Origin of the sequence: Streptomyces sp. NPDC079020 (assembly GCF_044542225.1) — a bacterium.
Classification (GTDB): Bacteria; Actinomycetota; Actinomycetes; order Streptomycetales; family Streptomycetaceae; genus Streptomyces.
Map to the genome: position 1 here is coordinate 15,154 of NZ_JBITUB010000013.1, position 19,913 is coordinate 35,066.

The window sequence follows — 19,913 nt, forward strand, 5'->3', positions numbered from 1 at the left end:
GGGCCCCACTGCCGTACAGGCACCTGACGGGTCAGGGGCCGTTCGTTTCGCCGTCGTGGTTGCCGCGGGAGTCGCCGCCGTTACCGAACCCGCCCGGCGGGATGCTGATACCGGGGAACGGGTTGTTGTCGCCGGGCTTGCCGTCCTCGCGGTCCTCGTGGTCCTCGTCCCTGTCCCGGCCCTTCTCCTTGTCCTCCTTGGGCTTCGCCCGGGGGACGGAGACAGGCGTGAAGGAAGGCGTTTCGGAGGCGTTCAGCGCCCCAGTCATCGCGATCTTCCAGATCGGGCCCGGGAGACAGCCACCACAGACCTTGTCGTAGTACTGGCCGCCGATGGTGACGCCGAACATCGAGCTCTTTTCGCCGATGTCGTCGCCCACCCACACCGCTGTGGAGAGGTTGGGGGTGTACCCGACGAACCAGGCGTCCTTGCGGTCGTTCGTCGTACCGGTCTTGCCGGCGTTGTCGCGGTCGCTGAGCCCGGCCTGCGTACCGGTGCCGTCCTCGACGACGCCCTTGAGCATCTGGTTGATCATGTCGGCGGTCCGCTCGGTCATCGCCCGCGAGCACGAGGACTTCGGGACCTTGAGCTTCTTGCCGTTGGCGTCGGTGATCGACTCGATGGCGATCGGCGTGCAGTACGTGCCGCGGTTGGCGAACGTCGCGTACGCGGCGGCCATCGAGAGAGGCGTGCTCACCTCACCGCCGAGGGTGATCGACGGGTTCTCGCCGATCTCCTTGCCGTCGCCCCGCTCGTACCCCATCTTCTTCGCCATCTTGACCGTGTCGCAGAGCCCGGCCTTCTGCTCCAGCAGCGCGAAGTAGGTGTTGATGGACTTGCCGAGCGCGCTCGTCATGTCCCAGGAGCCCTTCTCCGACTCCATCTCGTTCTGCAGGTCCCAGTTGCCGCCACCGGCGGTGGAGCCCGAGCAGGTGGTGAAGGAGCTCATCGGGACCGAGAGCCTCCAGTCCGTGGAGAACGACGTGGACGGGCTGATGCCCTTCTCCAGCGCCGCCGCCGCGGTGATCGGCTTGAACGTCGAGCCGACCTGGAAGCCGTAGGTGCTGCCGCCCATCTTGTTGCTGACGGAGAGGTTGAGCACCGTCTCGTTCTTCTTCTGGTCCAGGCCGTAGGGACGGGACTGGCCCATGGAGAGGATCTTGCCGGTGCCGGGCTGGAGCTGCACCACCGACGCCGCGAACTTGTCGTCCTTGTTGACCTTCGCGGTGGCGGCCTCGTTCGCGGCCTGCTGCGCGCGCGGGTCCAGCGTGGTCCTGATGGTCAGACCGCCGAGGTTCCAGAGCTTTGAGCGCTCCTCCTCGGTCTTGCCGAACGCAGGGTCACGGAGGATCGCCTTGCGCACGTAGTCGCAGAAGAACCCGGAGCCGCTGACGGCGGTGATGCAGCCGTTCTTCGGCTTCTTGACCTTCAGCTTGATCGGAGTGGCCATGGCCTTCTCCGCCTCGGTCTGCGAGATGCTGCGGACGGCGGCCATCCGGGCGAGCACGGTGTTGCGGCGCTTGGTCGCTTCCTCCGCGTCGTTGACCGGGTCGAAACGGCTCGGAGACTGGACGACGCCGGCGAGCAGCGCGGCCTCCTCCAGCTTCAGGTCCTTGGCGTGCTTGGAGAAGTAGCGCTGGGACGCGGCCTCGATGCCGTACGCCTGCTGCCCGAAGAACGTGATGTTGAGGTAGTTCTCCAGGATCTTCTTCTTGCCCAGCTCCTCCTCGACCTGGATCGCGTACTTCAGCTCGCGGACCTTGCGGCCCAGGGTCTGCTGGGTGGCCTCCGCGACCTTCTCCGGATCGTCGCCCGCCTCCTCGACGAAGACGTTCTTCACGTACTGCTGGGTGAGGGTCGACGCGCCCTGCGCGGCCCCGCCCGCCTGCACGTTGCGGTTCATCGCGCGGAGGATGCCCTTGAGGTCGACCGCCCCGTGCTCGTAGAAGCGGGAGTCCTCGATCGCGATGATCGCGTCCTGCATGTACGGGGAGATGTCCTTGAGGGGGACCACGGTGCGGTCACGCGAGTAGACCGTCGCGAGCGCGCCGCCCTCGCGGTCGAGGATCGTGGTGCGCTGACTGAGCGGTGGAGTCTTGAGGTTGGAGGGGATTTCGTCGAATCCCTCGACCGTCCCCTTGGCGGCGAGGCCCAGTGCTCCGGCCGCGGGCAGCGCGATGCCCGCCAGCACAGCTCCGGAGAGTGCGGCGACACCGAGGAACTTGGCGGCCTGCTGGGTCGTCGTGAGACCCCCGCCCGAGCGCTTCTTTGGCATGGGGGCAGCCTACGTTCTCATTTGCCGGACAGGCGTATATGCATTGGCCTAAGCTGCTCTCAACTGTCACAGCAGTCCGGTTACGTATCAAGCCCCATGCGCAATTTCTGGTCATTCTCCGTCACGCCGTCGCGCACCCGAGCCATCCACCGGGACGTTCCCGAAAACGCCTCGTGTGTCATGGAACGTCCGCTGCAACTCGGGTGTACTGTCCCGATTTCGCGGAGATAGTCCCGCATGTCCTCACCTCACTCCCCTGGGTGATCTGCCGCGTACGCATAGTCCGTTCGGACCATTCAAGATTGGGCCCGAAGGGGGTGTTGTGCTGTCCCCACCTTCCGTAACGTCCTCAACTGGCAGCGGTGAATATGCCGCTGCCGCCGTGGGGGAGCCTCGATTCGGGAGAGGACGGCGCCGGCATGGGCTGGGTAACCGACTGGAGTGCGCAGGCAGCCTGCCGCACTACCGATCCGGATGAACTGTTCGTACAAGGAGCAGCGCAGAACAGGGCCAAGGCGGTGTGCACCGGATGCCCGGTGCGGACCGAGTGCCTGGCCGATGCGCTCGACAATCGCGTCGAATTCGGCGTGTGGGGCGGAATGACGGAGCGGGAAAGACGCGCACTGCTGCGCCGTCGCCCCACCGTCACGTCCTGGCGCCGACTGCTGGAGACCGCGCGCAGCGAGTACGAGCGGTCGACGGGCATCCTGCCCGCGGTGATCGGTCTGGAGGACGACGAACTGCACGAGACGTACGCCGCCGCCGGCTAGCGGCCCTGGGACACCCCTGACGTTGTGGCAGCTGTGGGCAGCCGCTTCGGGCGGGGCAGGCAACAGGGGCGGGTACGACGACTGCGTGGGACCGGCGTGTCCGTGCGGGTGTGCTCGGCTACGCGGCTCCGTGCGGGGGCTGACCGGAGCCGGCCGCGAGCCGTTCACCGATGGCCCGAAGACCCGCGAGGTCGTGCACATCACCGGGCAGGGCCGCCACTTCGGTCACCAGGACCTCCGGGTGCAGCGCGGCGAAGCGGTCGCGGGTGTGCTGCTCGCGCGCGACGACCTGCATACGCTCGGCGTGCAGCCGCAACAGACCTGCGGTCAGTTCTTCGACAGGGACCGCGGCAAGGACGTCCTCGGATTCGGAGCCGTGACGTGCACCGGGGCGGGGGTCGGGGCCGGGTTCCGGTTCGGCGTGCGGCTCATGTGCGGGTGCGGGTGCGGGATCGGATGAGGCGTTGGACTCGGATACGGCGTCGGATGCGAGGTCGGGCTCAGATGTGGGCTCGGGCTCGGGGGAGAGCGACGGCTCGGGGGCTTCGGGAGAGGTGACCGCCGGGCCCGACGGGTCACAAAGGGCAGCCTTCCCTGCCGTCTGATCGACAATGCGGGCCTCTTCAAGATTTTCCGCGGCGGCCAGCGCCTGCTCGGCGGAGAGCCGTGAAGCCTCGCTTCCATGGACCCGGTTGAGGACCAGACCGGCCAGCGGCATGTCCTCGGCGGCCAGCCGTTCCACGAAATACGCGGCCTCCCGCAGCGCGTCCCGCTCCGGGGTCGCGACCACGAGGAACGCCGTACCGGGCGCCTGGAGCAGCTTGTACGTGGCATCGGCCCGCGTGCGGAACCCGCCGAACATCGTGTCCATCGCCGCGACGAAGGTCTGTACGTCCCGCAGGAACTGGCCGCCGAGCAGTTTGCCCAGCGTCCCCGTCATCATCGACATGCCCACGTTGAGGAACTTCATCCCCGCCCGGCCGCCCACCTTCGCGGGCGCCATCAGCAGCCGGATGAACTTGCCGTCCAGGAACGAACCCAGCCGCTTCGGCGCGTCCAGGAAGTCCAGCGCGGAGCGCGAGGGAGGGGTGTCGACGATGATCAGGTCCCACTCGTCGCGCGCCCTCAGCTGCCCGAGCTTCTCCATCGCCATGTACTCCTGCGTACCGGCGAAACCGGCCGACAGGGACTGGTAGAAGGGGTTCTCCAGGATCGCGCGGGCCCGCTCGGCGTCCGTGTGGGCCTCGACGGTCTCGTCGAAGGTCCGCTTCATGTCGAGCATCATGGCGTGCAGTTCGCCGTCGCCCTCGATGCCCTCGACGCGGCGCGGGATGTTGTCCAGCTGGTCGATGCCCATCGACTGGGCGAGCCGGCGGGCCGGGTCGATGGTGAGGACGACGGCCTTCCGGCCGCGCTCCGCCGCCCGTACGCCGAGCGCCGCCGCGGTCGTGGTCTTGCCGACCCCGCCCGAGCCGCAGCACACGACGATCCGGATGCCCGGGTCGTCGAGCAGCGCGTCGGTGTCCAGCCCGGGTGCCGCGTCTTCGGCCGTCATGACCGGGGTCATGAGCCCACCTCTTCCCCTGCGCCCTGTTTACGGAGCTCCGCCGCCAGTTCGTACAGCGCGGCGAGGTCCACGCCCTCGCCGACCAGCGGGAGCTCGGCGGCCGGCAGTCCGAGACCGGCCAGTACGGCGCGCTGCTCCCGCTCCAGGCCGACCCGCTGTGCGTGCTCGGCCGCCTGCTCGACCAGCGGTCGTACGAGCGCGGCGGAGCCGGTCACTCCGGCCCGGGTCAGCGTCTTCGCGATCTCCTTGCGGCGGCCGCTCGAAGCGGTGCGCAGCGCGTCCTCGTCCAGCAGGTGCGGGCGCACCATGTTCACGACGACCCGGCCCACGGGCAGCTCGGCGGCCCGGAGCTCGGCGATACCGTCCACCGTCTCCTGGACCGGCATCTCCTCCAGGAGGGTCACCAGATGCACGGCGGTCTCCGGGGACTTCAGGACCCGCATCACGGCCTGGGCCTGATGGTGTATCGGGCCGATCCTGGCCAGCCCCGCCACCTCGTCGTTCACATTGAGGAAGCGGGTGATGCGGCCGGTCGGCGGGGCGTCCATGATCACGTGGTCGTAGACGAACCGTCCCTGCTTGTCCTTGCGGCGCACGGCTTCGCAGGCCTTGCCGGTCAGCAGGACGTCCCGGACCCCGGGCGCGATGGTGGTGGCGAAGTCGATGGCGCCGAGCTTCTTCAGGGCCCGGCCCGCGCTGCCGAGCTTGTAGAACATCTGGAGGTAGTCGAGGAGCGCGCGCTCGGCGTCGATCGCGAGGGCGTACACCTCGCCGCCGCCGGGCGCGGAGGCGATCATCCGCTCCTCGTAGGGAAGCGCTTCCGACTCGAAGAGCTGGGCGATGCCCTGCCTGCCCTCGACCTCGACGAGAAGGGTGCGCCTGCCCTCGGTCGCGAGGGCGAGCGCGAGGGCGGCGGCCACCGTCGTCTTACCGGTACCGCCCTTGCCGCTGACGACCTGGAACCTGCTCACGTATTCGAGCCTAACCAGTCCGGCCCCGGGCTACGCACGAGACCGTACGTGCCAGGTATTACAGTCGGCCCATGACCAAGTGGGAATACGCGACCGTGCCCCTTCTCGTGCACGCGACCAAGCAGATTCTGGACACCTGGGGCGAGGACGGCTGGGAGCTGGTCCAGGTCGTCCCCGGCCCGAACAACCCCGAGCAGCTCGTGGCCTACCTGAAGCGGGAGAAGCCGTAGTGGCGGGCGCCGTCGAGGCGAAGCTCGCCGAACTCGGTCTGACCCTGCCGGGGGTCGTGCCGCCGCTGGCCTCGTACCAGCCGGCCGTGCGCTCCGGGGTGTACGTGTACACCTCCGGCCAGCTGCCGATGGTGGACGGCAAGCTCGCCGTCACCGGCAAGGTCGGTGCCGAGGTGACGCCGGACGAGGCGAAGGACCTGGCCCGGATCTGCGCGCTCAACGCGCTGGCCGCCGTGAAATCGGTCGCGGGCGACCTGGACCGGATCGCGCGGGTCGTGAAGGTCGTGGGCTTCGTCGCCTCGGCCGCCGACTTCACCGGGCAGCCGGCCGTGATCAACGGCGCGAGCGAGCTGCTGGGCGAGGTGCTCGGTGACAAGGGCGTGCACGCGCGCAGCGCCGTGGGCGTCGCGGTGCTGCCGCTGGACGCACCCGTCGAGGTCGAGGTCCAGGTCGAGCTGGTCGAGGCCTGAGACATCACCGCACGGTGCGCTGCCGTGCGGTGCGCTGCCGTGCTGTGCGGTGAGGGAAAGACGCGGTGATCCCGTCCGGTCGACGAGACCGGGCGGGATCTTCGTTCTGCCGCCGGGTCCGCTCCAGCGGGCTTTCCGCGGCAGGTCCCCGGCGGGCTTCCCCCTCAGCGGGCTGCTCAACCGCAGGCTCTCGCTCCGGTGGTCATTCCCGATCACCTCTCGAACATCGGCCCGCTTCCGGATAGCCTCCGGCCATGTCCAATGGTCAGTGGTACCCACCGGAATGGCCCGACCGGATCCGGGCACTCGCCGCGGGCGAGCTGACGGCCGCGACACCCAGGCGGGCCGCCACCGTGATGCTGCTGCGTGACCGTGCGGAAGCCGGCGCCGGAGGCGGCACCGTCGTGCACATGCTGCGCCGCAGCGCGTCCATGGCCTTCGCCGGAGGCGCGTACGCCTATCCGGGTGGCGGCGTGGACCCGCGTGATGACGACCGCCTGATCGGCTGGGCCGGGCCGTCGCTGGAGAGCTGGGCCCGCAGGCTCGGCGTCGGCACGGTGACCGAGGCGCAGGCCATCGTCTGCGCGGCGGTCCGTGAGACGTACGAGGAGGCGGGCGTCCTGCTCGCAGGGCCGACCGCCGACACCGTCGCCGGGGATGTCACCGGGGCGGACTGGGAGGCCGACCGCGAGGCGCTGGTGGCCCGTGAGCTGTCCTTCGCCGAGTTCCTGGACCGGCGGGGCCTGGTGCTGCGCTCCGACCTGCTGGGCGCCTGGGCGCGCTGGATCACCCCGGAGTTCGAACCGCGACGGTACGACACCTGGTTCTTCGTCGCCGCGCTTCCGGACGGGCAGCGCACCCGCAACGTGTCCACCGAGGCCGACCGCACGGTGTGGATCTCCCCCGGTGAGGCCGCCGACGGGTACGACCGGGGCGAGCTCCTGATGATGCCGCCCACCGTGTCGACGCTGCGCACGCTGAGCCCGTACGGGACGGCTGCCGAGGCGCTGAAGGCCGCGGACTCCCAGGACCTGGCTCCCGTACTCGCACAGGCCCGGCTGGAGGGCGACGGGCTGGTGCTGAGCTGGCCGGGGCACGACGAGTTCACCAAGCACATCCCCGGGGCGGACCGGGCCCGGGAGCAGGCGCCCGGGGCGGACCGGGCGCGGGAGCAGGCTTCGGGCGCGGGCGGTGGTGCCGGGTGAGTGACGCCGCCGCACTGCCCGGACAGCCGCGCGGCGGGGTGCTCTCCGGCCCCGCCACCGCCCGTACGGTCAATGTCCTCGCGCCCAACGCCTCGGCGATGACGCTGGACGGAACCAACACCTGGATCGTCGCCGAGCCCGACTCCGATCTGGCCGTCGTCATCGACCCCGGCCCGCTCGACGACGTCCACCTGAGGGCCGTCATCGAGACGGCCGAGCGGGCCGGACGGCGCGTCGCCCTCACCCTCCTCACGCACGGCCACCCCGACCACGCGGAGGGCGCGGCACGCTTCGCCGAGCTGACGCGTACGAAGGTGCGGGCCCTGGACGTGGCACTGCGGCTGGGCGACGAGGGGCTGTCGGCGGGTGATGTGATCACCACCGGAGGGCTCGAACTACGGGTGGTCCCGACTCCCGGGCACACCGCGGATTCGCTCTCCTTCCACCTGCCCGCCGACCGCGCGGTGCTGACGGGCGACACGATTCTGGGCCGTGGCACCACGATGGTGGCCCATCCCGACGGTCGGCTCGGCGACTACCTGGACACCCTGCGGCGGCTGCGCTCGCTGACCGTCGACGACGGGGTGCACACGGTGCTGCCGGGGCACGGACCGGTGCTGGAGGACGCCCAGGGGGCGGTCGAGTTCTACCTGGCCCATCGCGCCCACCGGCTGGCCCAGGTGGAGTCGGCGGTGGAGGCGGGGCACCGCTCACCCTCGGAGGTGGTGACCCAGGTGTACGCCGACGTGGACCGCTCCCTGTGGCCGGCCGCGGAACTTTCGGTACGGGCTCAGCTGGAGTACCTGACGGAGCACGGCCTGATCGAGGGCTGACCAGGGCCGGTCGGGGGCTGACCAGGGCTGGTCGCGGGCGGCCAGGGTTGGTCGAGGGCCGGGATTGGTCGCTGGGCCGGTCGGGGAACCGTTCCGGGTTCCGGTCCGGGAGTCGTACCGGAACCTGCTCCGGCCCCGCCCAGGAGACGCGTGAAGGGCCCTGCCGTCCGGCCGGGCCCTTCATCACACGCAACACGCAACACGCGACACGCGACACGCGACACACAGCCGCAGCCGCAGCCGCAGCCGCGGTCTCAGCCTCGGTTTCGGTTTCGGTTTCGGCCTTGGACTGCGGCGCGGGCGCCGGTCAGCGGGACCGCTTCGCCAGCCGCTCCACATCCAGCAGGATCACCGCACGGGCTTCGAGCCTCAGCCAGCCGCGACCTGCGAAGTCCGCGAGCGCCTTGTTGACCGTCTCGCGGGAGGCGCCGACCAGCTGGGCCAGCTCTTCCTGCGTCAGGTCGTGGACGACGTGGATGCCCTCCTCGGACTGGACGCCGAAGCGGCGCGACAGGTCCAGGAGCGCACGGGCCACACGGCCCGGAACATCGGAGAAGACCAGGTCGGACATCTGGTCGTTCGTCTTGCGCAGGCGCCGGGCGACGGCGCGCAGCAGCGCGGTGGCCACCTCGGGGCGGGCGTTCAGCCAGGGCTGGAGGTCGCCGTGGCCGAGGCCGAGGAGCTTGACCTCGGTCAGCGCGGTCGCGGTCGCGGTGCGCGGGCCCGGGTCGAAGAGCGACAGCTCACCGATCAGCTCGCCGGGGCCGAGGACGGCCAGCATGTTCTCGCGTCCGTCGGGGGAGGTGCGGTGGAGTTTCACCTTGCCCTCGGTGACCACGTACAGGCGGTCGCCCGGGTCACCCTCGTGGAAGAGCGCGTCTCCGCGCGCGAGGGTCACCTCACTCATCGAGGCGCGGAGCTCCGCGGCCTGCTCATCATCGAGCGCCGCGAAAAGCGGGGCGCGCCGCAGAACGTCGTCCACGAGTTCTCTCCTTGTCGGCCTGTTCAGGGAACCGTGGTCCCCATCATGCCGGACGGTAAAACAGTGCGATCAATCACAAACCAGTTTGACGCACGGGCGTGCCGGACCCTACGGCAGGGGGCCGATCGGGCGTGGATGCGCGGTGACCGGGGCGGATGTCAGTGGCGGGCTCTAGGCTGACCGGGTGTCCAGAATGCCGGTGAGAGCGCAGGCCGAGGGGGCTGATGGGGTGTCGGATGGCCGCAATTCCGCTGTGGGCGAACAGCCCGCTCGACGCCCGAAATGTGCCACAAAGGGCCCCGCTGGAGCGTTGGCCCAGAAGCCGGCCGGGAGGCCCGAAGTGAAGACCACCAAGCCGAGCGCCGCGCCCGAGCCACCGAGCACCGCGCCCGAGCCACCGAGCACCGCGCGCAAGCCGTCGCGCGCCGCGTCGAAGCCGAAGACCTCCGGGACTTCCAAAACCTCCGGGACTCCCAAGGCCTCCGGTACCCCCAAGGCCTCCGGTACCCCCAAGGCTTCCAGGACGCCGAAACCGGAATCGCGTCTCGCGATGGTCCGGCGGGCCCGCAGGATCAACCGTGAGCTCGCCGAGGTCTATCCGTACGCCCACCCCGAGCTCGACTTCCGTAATCCTTTCGAGCTGCTTGTCGCCACCGTGCTGTCCGCCCAGACCACCGACCTGAGGGTCAACCAGACCACTCCCGCGCTCTTCGCCGCCTACCCCACTCCCGAGGACATGGCCGCGGCCGTCCCCGAGGAGATGGAGGTGATCATCCGGCCGACCGGCTTCTTCCGGGCCAAGACGACGTCGTTGCTCGGCCTGTCCGCGGCTCTCCGGGACAGGTTCGGCGGCGAGGTCCCCGGCCGTCTGGAGGACCTCGTCACGCTGCCCGGGGTCGGCCGCAAGACCGCCAATGTCGTGCTCGGCAACGCGTTCGGGTTCGCCACTTAGGTACGACGGTCTTCACAGACTCGCTCGCTCCTAGTAGCGGCCCGCAGGGGTCACTACGACCCCAGGAGACAGAGCGTGTCCACCACTCAGCTTGCCGACGTACCGGCTAGCTTCCTCTCGGCCCCCGCCCTTGCGGCCGTCGCCGTCAGCTACATACGGCAGTCGTCAGCCAAGACCAACAAGACCGAGGCATCCCCCCTTACACAGCGCGCTGCGAACGAGACCCGCGCCGCTGAGCTGCACGGCCGGTTCCTCCGTCACTTCGAGGACATCGGCATTTCCGGCTGGAACCCCGACGCCGAGCGGCCCGGCTTTGAGGAAATGCTCAAGTCTGCCCGCGCTGGCTCGTTCAACATGCTCGTCGTTTACGACGTGAGCCGGTTCTCTCGCCGTGAAGTCATGGACGCTATCCCCATCGTGAGCGAACTCCATTCGCTCGGGGTCACCATCGTCAGCGTCTGCGATGGAGTATTCGCCCCGCGCGACACCATGGCGCTGATTTACCTAATCATGCGTCTTGACGCAGCGAACAAGGAATCCGATGTCAAGTCCAAGAAGGTGCGCGACGTAAAGGCGGCGCAGCGCGCTAAGGGTTCGTGGCTCGGGGGACAAACTCCGTACGGTCTCGACGGCGAAAAGTACGCAGAGGGAAAGCTCGACCTTATGCGTCTCGTCCACAACAAGGATGAGGCTGCGAACCTCCGCCGAATCGGCGCGCTGATCATCAAGCACATGCACACCCCCGTCACTCGCAAGCCTGGCCAGCGGAACCCCGGCACCATTTCCGCGCTGTGCGACGACATGAACGCAAGGGGAATCCCGACGCGCGGTCAGCGAAAGGGAAAGGAGCGGAAGAACTCGACTTGGCAGGTTCGCACGCTGAAATGGATTCTCCTCAATCCGGCCATTGCCGGTATACGAGCCGAGCCGATCTACAAGGTTCGAGAGAACGGCACCCGGACCAACACCCTGATCGGCTATCGGATCATCCGGGATGAGGACGGCCGACCGGAAATGCTCTGCGAACCGATCATCGCCCCGGCGCAATGGTTCGTGATCCGGGATTGGCTGTTGGGTCGGGGTCAGGGTGAAGGAGTGGCGCACGGGACCTCTCTCCTTAGCGGTCTGCGGAGCGCTCCCCGTACTCCGGTCCTCGTGTGCGAATGCGGACGGCCCGGTAAGGCACAGAACAGCGGTAACAAGCCGGTGTATCTGTGCACCCGAGGAACGACCGTTGCGACCAACGGCGAACACGCGGGACTGAATCGCGTGATGCAAAGCCACCTTGACGACTACGTGGCGCGGCGCATCTTCGCTGTGATCCAGAGCGTCACCGATGGCACAGCGGACGACGACACAGCGGACATCGTGGCCGAGGCAACGCGGGTTTTCTCGCGGTCCATTGAGCGCCCCGAGACGGCCGCAGAGCGAACCGAGGTAGTCACGGAGCGGGCCGACGCGCTGAACGCCCGTGACGACCTGTACGACGACAAGGACGCGGACCTTTACCCCGGCGAGTATGGAAAGAAGCGATTCCGGGAAAAGCTCCACCGGATCGAGGCCCGTCTACGCGCGGCCGAGACACGGCTAGAGGAACTGGCCGACCCGGAAACCGTGGAACTCCCGTTCGCCGAATGGCTGGAGGGTTCCGAGGATGGTGACCCCCTCGGTAAGGGTTCGTGGTGGGCCACTGTGGACATGGCCGAGCGGCGCAAGTTGATTGAGTTGTTCGTGCGGCGCATCACGGTTACGGCGGTGACGAACTCACATCGTGGCCGGGTACGGGGTGGCTATGACGTGTCGTCGCGCATCACGCTGGAATTCGTCCGGCCCGAGGAAGATGACCAGACCGAAGACTGACCATCCGTAAGAGGCGCTGAGAGCCTTTGAGAGCCCCGGTGAGGGATTCCCCCGCCGGGGCTCTTTCATGTCCGCAGACGGCCGCACAGCGGCTCTCACCCCAGTGCCACGGGAAAGGGGCCAGCGCGCCCGGCAAGGGCCCTGGACGTCCGCCTAAACGCCGCCCTCCCTCTCGCTGCCCTCCGGTGTTGGCGGTCCCTGGCGAGCCGGTAGAGGACCACGGGAGAGCTGTAACCAAAGGATCACTCTCCGTTACATGGGGGCTCCAGCCGGCCGAAATCGGCAGGCTTTCAACTCGCCCTCTACACACTGGAGTTCGGGTGTGCGCTTCGCATCGCTCCCCAGCTCGACTGACTCGCTCGCGATAGCTGAGGGCGACGACGGCAAGCACTTAACCCACTCCCCTCGTAGACCGTGACGCCGCTTCACCGGCGCACTCAGGCACTCCCGCCGAGGGGGTGCTTTTTCTTGGCCCGGATTTCGATTAATCGGAAAGGGAGATCCACCATGCGCACCAAATGCGACTGCGGTAGTCAGCTGCCGCCCTATCACGGGACCGGCCGCCGCCCCATGTACTGCGGTCGCTCATGCCGTGAACGCGCCTACTACCAGCGCAAGACCTACGGCACCGCCACCCGCTGACACCACCCCTAAACGTCAAGGGGTGCTCAGCACGCCACCCCGAGGAGACACGCCCCATGAACCTTGATACCTACACCCCCAAAACGCAGTCATTCCTAATCGACGTCCATTACAGCAACGGCAGGCTAGCCGGGCAGAGTCGCGTAATCGCCTGCCCTTTCTGCGGCTGTGAGCACATTCACGGAACATCTCTCGGGCACCGCACCCCGCATTGCCTACCACAGACCATCCAGCGCGGACGGCTCAAAGGCAGCGACGCGTACGGGAACCCTGGCTACGAACTGTGCGCCCCAACCGACGATGTGAACTGGGATCTTGAGCGGGTCTATGCGCAACTCTGGGTTGCCCGTAAGCGGTACCTGCGACTGCTCGCTGAACACGACCACATGGACCCGTGGACGGCGCGCGAGAAGAACGTAAAGAAGAAGCTCAAAGAAGAGATCGATGGAATAGCGGCCGTTATGGGCGCTGCTGGGGTGGAGCTGTAATGGACCTTTCGAACCTGAACACCGAGGCCCTACTAGCCGCGCTACAGCAGGCAGCAAACGGCAGCGACAGCGCCGAGGAAATCGGCACCATGGCTGACGATGACCTAGCTATCCATGCGCTGAGCAGTCGCTTTAACGGCTCGCTGTCATTCAACCGGGCGCGCGGCTGGCACTCCTTCCCCGAGGATGCCCACCACTGGCACACGGACGCCGAGGGCGACGACGTAACGTCCACCGTTCAAACCATGCTGCGCGATCTACGCAAGAGCGAAAAGGACCAGCGCCGATCTCAGTACCTCGGGAGCAAGCAGCGCCGGGACAACGTCGTGGACATGCTTAAGGGTCTTACCGATGTTCGGTACAGCGGAGATTGGGACGCCGACCCGTGGCTATTGGCGGCCCCAAACGGGGTCATCGACCTACGCACCGGAGAGCTATCCGAGGGCACGCCGGGACAGCGGATCACCAAGGCTGTCAGCGTGCCTTACGACCCGGATGCTAAGGCCCCTCGGTGGGAACAGTTCCTCGCTGAAGTCTTCGCCCACGACCCGGAGTTGCCCGACTATGTGCAGCGGCTGTTGGGGTACGGCATCACGGGCAGCACAAAGGAACAGTGTTTCGCGGTCCTCTATGGTTCCGGCTCAAACGGAAAGTCCACACTGCTAACCACGCTGCGGGAACTGCTCGGCGCGCACGCAACAACGGTGCCTTTCGACATGTTCACCACTAGCGGGAAGACGCGGGGCGGGCCCGATGCGGAAATGCTTGTTGGCACTCGCCTAGCGCTGGCCAGCGAGACCAACCGTTCTGCCGTTCTCGACAGCGCCGCTATCAAGAATGCGACCGGCGGGGAAGAGATCACGGTTAACCCCAAGTATCGCAAGCCTTACGCGTTCAAGCCGCAAGCGCTGATCCTGCTCGCGAGCAATTACAAGCCGGTCGTCAAGGAGCAGGACAACGGCACATGGCGGCGCGTCAAGCTGATCCCTTTTCTCCAGAGTTTCCAGGGTGAAAACAAGGACCTGAATCTAGAGGACACGCTACGCGCCGAAATGCCGGGCATCCTCGCATGGCTGGTCCGTGGCAGCGTCGATTGGTACGCCGATGGGTTGCACGACCCGGACAGCGTGAAGGCCGCTGTGGAGGCGTACAAGGAGGAGTCCGACACCCTGGCCGGATTCTTCCCCGGCATCCTTGTGGCCGACCCCAAGGGACGCGTTACCGGCGCTGATCTGTGGAATGCGTACACAGCGTGGGCCGAGGAAGAGGGCATGGACGCGTTCCGCACCAAGCGTTCACTGACCAACGCACTCAAGGAACGGTGCCGCACCATGGGCACGTACAACAGCGCGGGCAAGCGCGGGTTTACTGGCATTCGCCTTGCAGCGCAGACGGATTGGTCGGATTCCCCAGAGATGTTCCGGGCCGAGTAGGACAGCGCGGAGGGGGTGTGTTGCGTGTGCACGCTATGTGTTGCACGTCCGCACCCCCTCTGACCTGGGTAAAGCAACAGAACAACAGATGGTGCACAAGATTTGAAGACATGTAACTCAGACAGACCTAATGGTATTTGGAAAGTATCCAAGGCAACTGTTTGATGTGTTGTTGCGTTGCGCCCCCGCATTTCCCGCTGACCCCGAGCCGGCTGGCAACGGTTGGATAACGACTTCCCGCCCCCGTGCGATATTCCGTCCCTTTCAGCCTTTCCGCTTAACCCACACACCTCGTAGAGAGGGAACGGCTAATGCCGTTCGTGAATCAGCAATCAGAGATTCCGCCGAATCCCCACACTCGTCCGGACGTGGACGCTTGAGCTTGCTGGCTTCAACCGGGGTAGTTCCCTGGTGTGTTTCCTTTCAAATGGTGCTAGGCCGGTCAGGTTCTCACCCAGCCTGACCGGCTGCCCCACCACCCCTGAACGTCAAGGGGTGACCCCCTGCGGATGCCGCCGCAACCCCCTTCAATCTTCGGTGAGTTGTAGTCACGCGCGCTAGTCGGCGTACTCCTCACCGGTGGCCCCCTTGTCCCGCTGTGGTCTCGGCATAGACCCCGGCAGGCAAGGGGGCATTTTTGTACCCGAAAGGACTGCCAATGACCACCGTATGGGATACGCCCGATTCGGGCCAGGGATCAAACTCTCGGCTCAACACAGCGCGAATGCACCAGGGTTCCACAGAGAACGCCGACCGGCTCATTGCTGAGCGTCGGCGGCGCGATATGGAAGCCAGCTGGGAAGTGTCCGACCGCAACAACGCATTGCTAGACCAGTACGAGGCACGCGCTCTAGCACGTGAGGCGGAAAGGCGCGAGCTAGATGAATGGCGAGCCGAGCAAAAGGCGGAAGCCGATCGGAGCAAGCGCGCTGAATTGGGTGAGCGCTGGCAGGCAGAGGCCGACATAACCGCTTCCCGGCATTCCGACATGACCGACGAACTGGGCGCAGCGCGTCAGAGTTACGACCAATTCACGCAGCGCGCCGAGGGCGATGAACTAGCCGCCCGCATCTTCAACCGCATTCACACCCCCTGGCTTTAAGCACCCCAACGAGGAGACACACAATGTCCGAGAACACCACCCCAGAAGACCTAGTCACCAGCAACCACGAATTCATGATGCGCAACAAGCGTCATGGTGCTCTCGCGCCGAAGGTGGCCGATGATCGTTGGCAGGCCCTACAGGCCGTTGTCAGCGAGATGGACCGGCTGACTGAACTCTATTACGAGCGAGCCGAGGCGGCCGAGGATGCCCACCTAGATGCCGTTGCAGCGAATGCCCGTGCTGCCGATTCCGGCAAGCCTGTTCCGGCCGGTACCGCTGTCAAGGTCATGGATGCCCGGCTAGCCGTTGACGGCACTCTCTCCGCCTTCCGGGGCAACTTCCCTCGACTGGCGACGGCGCGCAAGGCGTACGACGCACTGTTTGAGGACCGCGCATTCATCACAGAATATCGAGGGTCTGTCGCGTCCGAATTCCTCAAGCGGCGCGAGGCTGCGGTGAAGGCATTCAAGGAGTTGGACGCACAGATTCCCGCGCTGGCCGAGCTATACGGCCTCCTCGGTGACTTCACGCTAACCCACCTGCTGAGTGATGAGCTGCGCGAAATCGAGTTCAACGATTCCCCGCTGGAGCACGGGGGAGTCTTTACCGGGCAGGGGGCCGAGAGTTGGGATGCCCCCAAGCTCAGCAAGGCAATGAGCGATGTTCGCCGGTACGTGCTGAATGACGACCCCATCCAGGGCGGCACTCTACTAACCGAGGACCTACCCACCATTGCCGCTGCCCTCCCCGAGCTTGCCGAGCAGCGTTACGAGGAATGGCAGGAGAGGCTAGCCAGCGAGCGTATGACGATGCGCAACGCAAGCCCTTACGGCGGCTTCACCCACTAGGCATTCATCGAGTGGGGTCGGGCACTAATCGGCTCGGCTCCGCTCGCTGTTCCTGGTTCATGCATTCCGCGCGCTGTGAGTCGTGTGATTCTCTCGCTGTATTCACGCTAGGTGACAGTGGAAATCTCACGGAAAGTCACCGGAGGGGTGGGGGGTGACCCCAAAACCGAGCCTTTGGGGACCGCATGCGTATAGCAGCTTCGCCAGTCCGTCCGGAGAGCCCAGATCAGTTAACGCCGTGTGACCAGCGCGAATACCGAATACCCCTGGAGTTTCACTATGAGTAAGCCAAAGCTGAGCACCACCTTTCGCCGGTCGGTTGTCGATGAGTTCGACCTAGAGGCACACGAGCTAGTCACCCTGGAACGGGCGTGCGCTGTGCTGGATCAGATCGAGGGACTAGAGCTAGACGTGAAGGATCGCGGCATTATCGTGCGCGGTGTTCGAGGCGGTCTATATCCGAACCCCTCGCTTAAGGAACTGCGCGCCGCTGAAACGTCGTTCCTCGCTATCGTGCGCGCCCTCGGTCTACAGGATGCGGACATGGGCGCTGGCAAGGGTTCCCCGGCTGCTGCTGCCCGTACATTGAACCGAGCACGTTGGGGGGTGCGAGGTGGTCGCGCGGCGTAAGCGTCAGCCGGTTGATTCTGGCCCGACTGCCGAGGACGTAGCAATGGGCCGCCTCGCTGTCGTATACGCGCTGGCCGGTCAGCGGGAATGCCCCGACCCTAAGCGCGAAGCATCCGAGCCTTTCAGTGATCCGGCCCTAGAGAGTCGCGCCCAAGGGTTCGCCGAGCGACACCGCCATATTTGGGCCACCTGGTAAGGAGGATTCCTAGTGTCAGATCTACGCACATGCACTCGCCTCGGTTGCGCGAGACCCGCATTTAAGCGCACGGATACAGGAGGCTTCCGGCCTTTCTGCTCGGTGTTTTGCCGTCGCTGGCATCGGGCATGGGTTGCGTTCAGCGAGGGTGGCGCAGCACGCGACAGAGACGCCGGTCACGACCGTGCGCTATTCGCTGAGCTGTTGCACCTGCGGGAGAGCGCCCCGCCGTCCGCGTCGTATTACAGCGCGTGGGAACTATGGAAGGCGTACGGCAGGATATGAACCCAACCCGCGTAGTCCTCGGCCCGAACGGTTGGAAGCCGTCCAGCGGCCCAGCCCCGCCCGGCATGGTCGCGTGGCGCTTCCCCCGCTCGCTGCCGATCGTCCGACCCGCTGAGCAAACCGCCCCTCGGTTCCCCCGTCGCGTACGGCTCGACGGCCACCCGAGGAACTGCGGCACCAGGTGACCACCCCTGAACGTCAAGGGGTGCTCATGACCCCCGATGGACCGGCCCCGCTGTGGGTTCGGCTGTCGGGGGTTTTCTGCGTTCCTTGGAATGCAAGGCGGGAAGTCGCGAAAAGTCGAGCCGGCGAGCGGGTAGAGGTCAGACGCCCCAAGGGATTTTGCCACTTTGGAAACGCAGGTCGCCCCGTTGCGTTGCGCGCCGGGAACGTAGGTGATGCTTCGGTAAGTTACCGATGAGTAACTATTCTTGACGTGGTCAAGTCCCGGAGAGATGAGCGGTCTTGACGGGGCGCACCCGGCGGGGTGACGCTCATGCAACTAGCCGCAACTGAGTAGGTAGGGGTCAAGGTCATGGCTCTAAAGTTCTTCGGTAAGGACCCGAACACCAACGGCGACAACTGCCCCACCGTGTGGGTGGACGACAGCACGGCGGACATGGTGTTGCAGGGGTGGAAGGCCGACGAGGAGACGGAAGCGGAATGCCTCACGGTTGGGCACCTCCCCGACTCTGAGGCGGTGATCCGTATTCCGGCACGCATGGTGCCGCTGATCAGGAAGGCGTGTGATGAGGCCGAGCAGCGTTCCGCCGTTCAGTGAGCTGATCAAGGACTGTCATCGGTCCGCCGTGCACCTCGAACTGCGGGACACGTACGAGGGGTACGACGACGGGGGCCGCTTCGCTGAGTGGAAGCGGGCAGGCGGGATCACTCCGGCCTTTGTCGAGGACTTCCGCCCATGGATGGAAACGGTGCGGGAAGCGGTCGGGCGGGGGGTGGAGATGCGGCGGGCCCGCGTCGTGTCCGAGCCGGTTACCGATTACATCCGGTTCGAGCACGAGGCATCACACCTCAACCAGGAAGCCGGGGAACAGGTGCGTTGGCTGCCACGCAAGGACGCCGCAACCCTGCTCCTGCCTGGCGCTGATCTGTGGATCTTCGATGACCGGCTGATCAGGTTCGGGCACTTCACCGGCAACGGCGCGTTGGACTGCAACGAGATGTGTGATGACCCGGCAGTGATCAAGAAATTCAGCGAGGCGTTCGAGTCCGTGTGGCAGCGCGCCACTCCGCACGAAAGGTTCACGGCCTAGCCGCTACAGCGGCAAGTTAGCTCATGCCCCAGTACCAATCATCGAGTGTCGAGAGCGCCCGAAAAGCTGTCGCGGCACGGCTCCGTGAAGCGCGTCTAGACGCTGGCTTGAAGGGGCATGAGCTGGCCTCTCGCTGCGGCTGGCACAAGTCCAAGACTTCCCGCATTGAGAGTGCCCGGACGCCTCCGTCTGACGCTGATATCCGCGCATGGTGTACCGCCTGCGGGGCGGGTGATCTGGCGGCCGACATAGTGGCCGCATCGCGTACGGCGGACTCCATGTATTTGGAGTGGAAGCGACTACAGCGCACCGGCTTGCGTCGGCTGCAAGAGGCCCGCATCCCGCTGTACCAGCGCACGAAGCTGCACCGGGGCTACGCCTCGCACGTGGTGCCGGGACTCTTCCAGACGCCCGCATACGCCGCCGCGCTGCTCTCGTCCATTAGCCGGTTCCACGGCACCCCTAACGACACAGCGGAAGCCGTGGACGCCCGCATGGACCGTGCCCGCGTGCTGCACGAGGGAACGCACCGTTTCGCGCTGTTGGTCGAGGAAGCCGTATTGCGCTACCAGGTGGGCGACTCCGAGGCGATGGCCGGTCAGTTGGGGCACCTGCTATCGGTCATGTCCCTTCCCGCTGTCTCTCTGGGGATCATCCCGTTTGCAGCGCGTGAGCGGCACATGTGGACGCTAGAGACTTTCGACATCTTCGACGATCAGCGCGTGCATGTGGAATTGCTGACGGCTCAGGTGACACTCACTGCGCCGGGTGAAGTGGGCATGTACGTCAAGGCGTGGGGCGATCTTCAGGAGCTGACCGTTTACGGCGCGGAGGCCCGCGCGTTGGTGGCGGCTGCTCTGGATGCGCTGCGGTGAGAAGTCGCGTGCAACAACGTAG

Annotated in this window: 17 protein-coding genes and 2 pseudogenes; 15 read left to right on the forward strand and 4 right to left on the reverse strand. The window is 66.3% G+C overall.

Translation table 11 applies throughout. The annotated features are described in order from the left end of the window. Positions 1 to 31: 31 nt before the first annotated feature. On the reverse strand, positions 32 to 2,275 hold the full coding sequence (locus ACIGJO_RS25560; RefSeq protein ID WP_399961765.1) for a transglycosylase domain-containing protein: 2,244 nt from the start codon (positions 2,273 to 2,275) through the stop codon (positions 32 to 34). Between the two features lie 419 nt (positions 2,276 to 2,694). Between ACIGJO_RS25560 and ACIGJO_RS25565 the strand changes: the two genes are divergently transcribed. Then, a complete protein-coding gene (locus ACIGJO_RS25565) occupies positions 2,695 to 3,045 on the forward strand; it encodes a WhiB family transcriptional regulator (RefSeq protein ID WP_266927671.1) in 351 nt (116 codons plus the stop codon). Between the two features lie 118 nt (positions 3,046 to 3,163). Here ACIGJO_RS25565 and ACIGJO_RS25570 read toward each other — a convergent pair whose 3' ends face one another. Together ACIGJO_RS25570 and ACIGJO_RS25575 are read right to left on the reverse strand one after the other, a co-directional pair. Next, positions 3,164 to 4,600, reverse strand: coding sequence for an ArsA-related P-loop ATPase (locus ACIGJO_RS25570; RefSeq protein WP_399961768.1), 1,437 nt, complete (start codon positions 4,598 to 4,600; stop codon positions 3,164 to 3,166). An 8-nt stretch (positions 4,601 to 4,608) separates the two neighbouring features. Continuing rightward, entirely contained in the window at positions 4,609 to 5,583 is a 975-nt protein-coding gene (locus ACIGJO_RS25575) for an ArsA family ATPase (RefSeq protein ID WP_399961770.1), read from the reverse strand. Positions 5,584 to 5,654: 71 nt separating this feature from the next. Between ACIGJO_RS25575 and ACIGJO_RS25580 the strand changes: the two genes are divergently transcribed. The 4 genes from ACIGJO_RS25580 to ACIGJO_RS25595 all read left to right on the forward strand — a co-directional run bounded on the left by ACIGJO_RS25580 (position 5,655) and on the right by ACIGJO_RS25595 (position 8,321). Next, complete coding sequence (locus tag ACIGJO_RS25580) at positions 5,655 to 5,813, forward strand: DUF4177 domain-containing protein (RefSeq protein ID WP_019992579.1); 159 nt, start codon at positions 5,655 to 5,657, stop codon at positions 5,811 to 5,813. After that, positions 5,813 to 6,283: a RidA family protein gene (locus tag ACIGJO_RS25585; RefSeq protein ID WP_399961772.1), complete on the forward strand. Its 471-nt coding sequence runs from the start codon at positions 5,813 to 5,815 to the stop codon at positions 6,281 to 6,283. The genes ACIGJO_RS25580 and ACIGJO_RS25585 overlap by 1 nt, the downstream gene beginning before the upstream one ends. A 254-nt stretch (positions 6,284 to 6,537) precedes the next feature. Next, on the forward strand, positions 6,538 to 7,488 hold the full coding sequence (locus ACIGJO_RS25590) for an NUDIX hydrolase (protein WP_399961775.1): 951 nt from the start codon (positions 6,538 to 6,540) through the stop codon (positions 7,486 to 7,488). After that, positions 7,485 to 8,321 carry an MBL fold metallo-hydrolase gene (locus ACIGJO_RS25595; protein WP_399961777.1) on the forward strand — a complete coding sequence of 279 codons (837 nt, stop codon included), beginning with the start codon at positions 7,485 to 7,487 and terminating at the stop codon, positions 8,319 to 8,321. The genes ACIGJO_RS25590 and ACIGJO_RS25595 overlap by 4 nt, the downstream gene beginning before the upstream one ends. A gap of 307 nt (positions 8,322 to 8,628) precedes the next feature. On the opposite strand, the gene ACIGJO_RS25600 is transcribed toward ACIGJO_RS25595, so the two are convergent. Further along, on the reverse strand, positions 8,629 to 9,303 hold the full coding sequence (locus tag ACIGJO_RS25600) for a Crp/Fnr family transcriptional regulator (protein WP_014046869.1): 675 nt from the start codon (positions 9,301 to 9,303) through the stop codon (positions 8,629 to 8,631). A 193-nt stretch (positions 9,304 to 9,496) separates the two neighbouring features. Here ACIGJO_RS25600 and ACIGJO_RS25605 point away from each other — a divergent pair. The 10 genes and pseudogenes from ACIGJO_RS25605 to ACIGJO_RS25650 all read left to right on the forward strand — a co-directional run. Further along, positions 9,497 to 10,243: pseudogene (locus tag ACIGJO_RS25605) on the forward strand (endonuclease III); the annotation flags it as partial. Between the two features lie 87 nt (positions 10,244 to 10,330). Further along, positions 10,331 to 12,115 (forward strand): recombinase family protein, encoded by a 1,785-nt coding sequence (locus ACIGJO_RS25610; protein ID WP_399961779.1) that lies wholly within the window; start codon positions 10,331 to 10,333, stop codon positions 12,113 to 12,115. Between the two features lie 698 nt (positions 12,116 to 12,813). Next, positions 12,814 to 13,245: a hypothetical protein gene (locus ACIGJO_RS25615; RefSeq protein WP_399961781.1), complete on the forward strand. Its 432-nt coding sequence runs from the start codon at positions 12,814 to 12,816 to the stop codon at positions 13,243 to 13,245. After that, complete coding sequence (locus ACIGJO_RS25620) at positions 13,245 to 14,678, forward strand: phage/plasmid primase, P4 family (protein WP_399961783.1); 1,434 nt, start codon at positions 13,245 to 13,247, stop codon at positions 14,676 to 14,678. Before ACIGJO_RS25615 ends, ACIGJO_RS25620 begins: the two co-directional genes overlap by 1 nt. 658 nt (positions 14,679 to 15,336) lie before the next feature. Next, a complete protein-coding gene (locus ACIGJO_RS25625) occupies positions 15,337 to 15,780 on the forward strand; it encodes a hypothetical protein (RefSeq protein WP_399961785.1) in 444 nt (147 codons plus the stop codon). A 23-nt stretch (positions 15,781 to 15,803) separates the two neighbouring features. Then, the gene (locus tag ACIGJO_RS25630; protein WP_399961787.1) at positions 15,804 to 16,631 is read left to right on the forward strand and encodes a hypothetical protein; all 828 of its coding nucleotides are present in this window, start codon (positions 15,804 to 15,806) and stop codon (positions 16,629 to 16,631) included. A 1,646-nt stretch (positions 16,632 to 18,277) separates the two neighbouring features. Then, positions 18,278 to 18,523 carry a hypothetical protein gene (locus ACIGJO_RS25635; RefSeq protein WP_399961789.1) on the forward strand — a complete coding sequence of 82 codons (246 nt, stop codon included), beginning with the start codon at positions 18,278 to 18,280 and terminating at the stop codon, positions 18,521 to 18,523. Between the two features lie 28 nt (positions 18,524 to 18,551). Continuing rightward, a complete protein-coding gene (locus ACIGJO_RS25640) occupies positions 18,552 to 19,016 on the forward strand; it encodes a DUF6879 family protein (RefSeq protein WP_399961791.1) in 465 nt (154 codons plus the stop codon). A 23-nt stretch (positions 19,017 to 19,039) separates the two neighbouring features. After that, a pseudogene (locus ACIGJO_RS25645) lies at positions 19,040 to 19,240 on the forward strand (helix-turn-helix domain-containing protein); the annotation flags it as partial. A gap of 54 nt (positions 19,241 to 19,294) precedes the next feature. Beyond that, positions 19,295 to 19,891: a DUF5753 domain-containing protein gene (locus ACIGJO_RS25650; protein ID WP_399962086.1), complete on the forward strand. Its 597-nt coding sequence runs from the start codon at positions 19,295 to 19,297 to the stop codon at positions 19,889 to 19,891. Positions 19,892 to 19,913 lie beyond the last annotated feature (22 nt).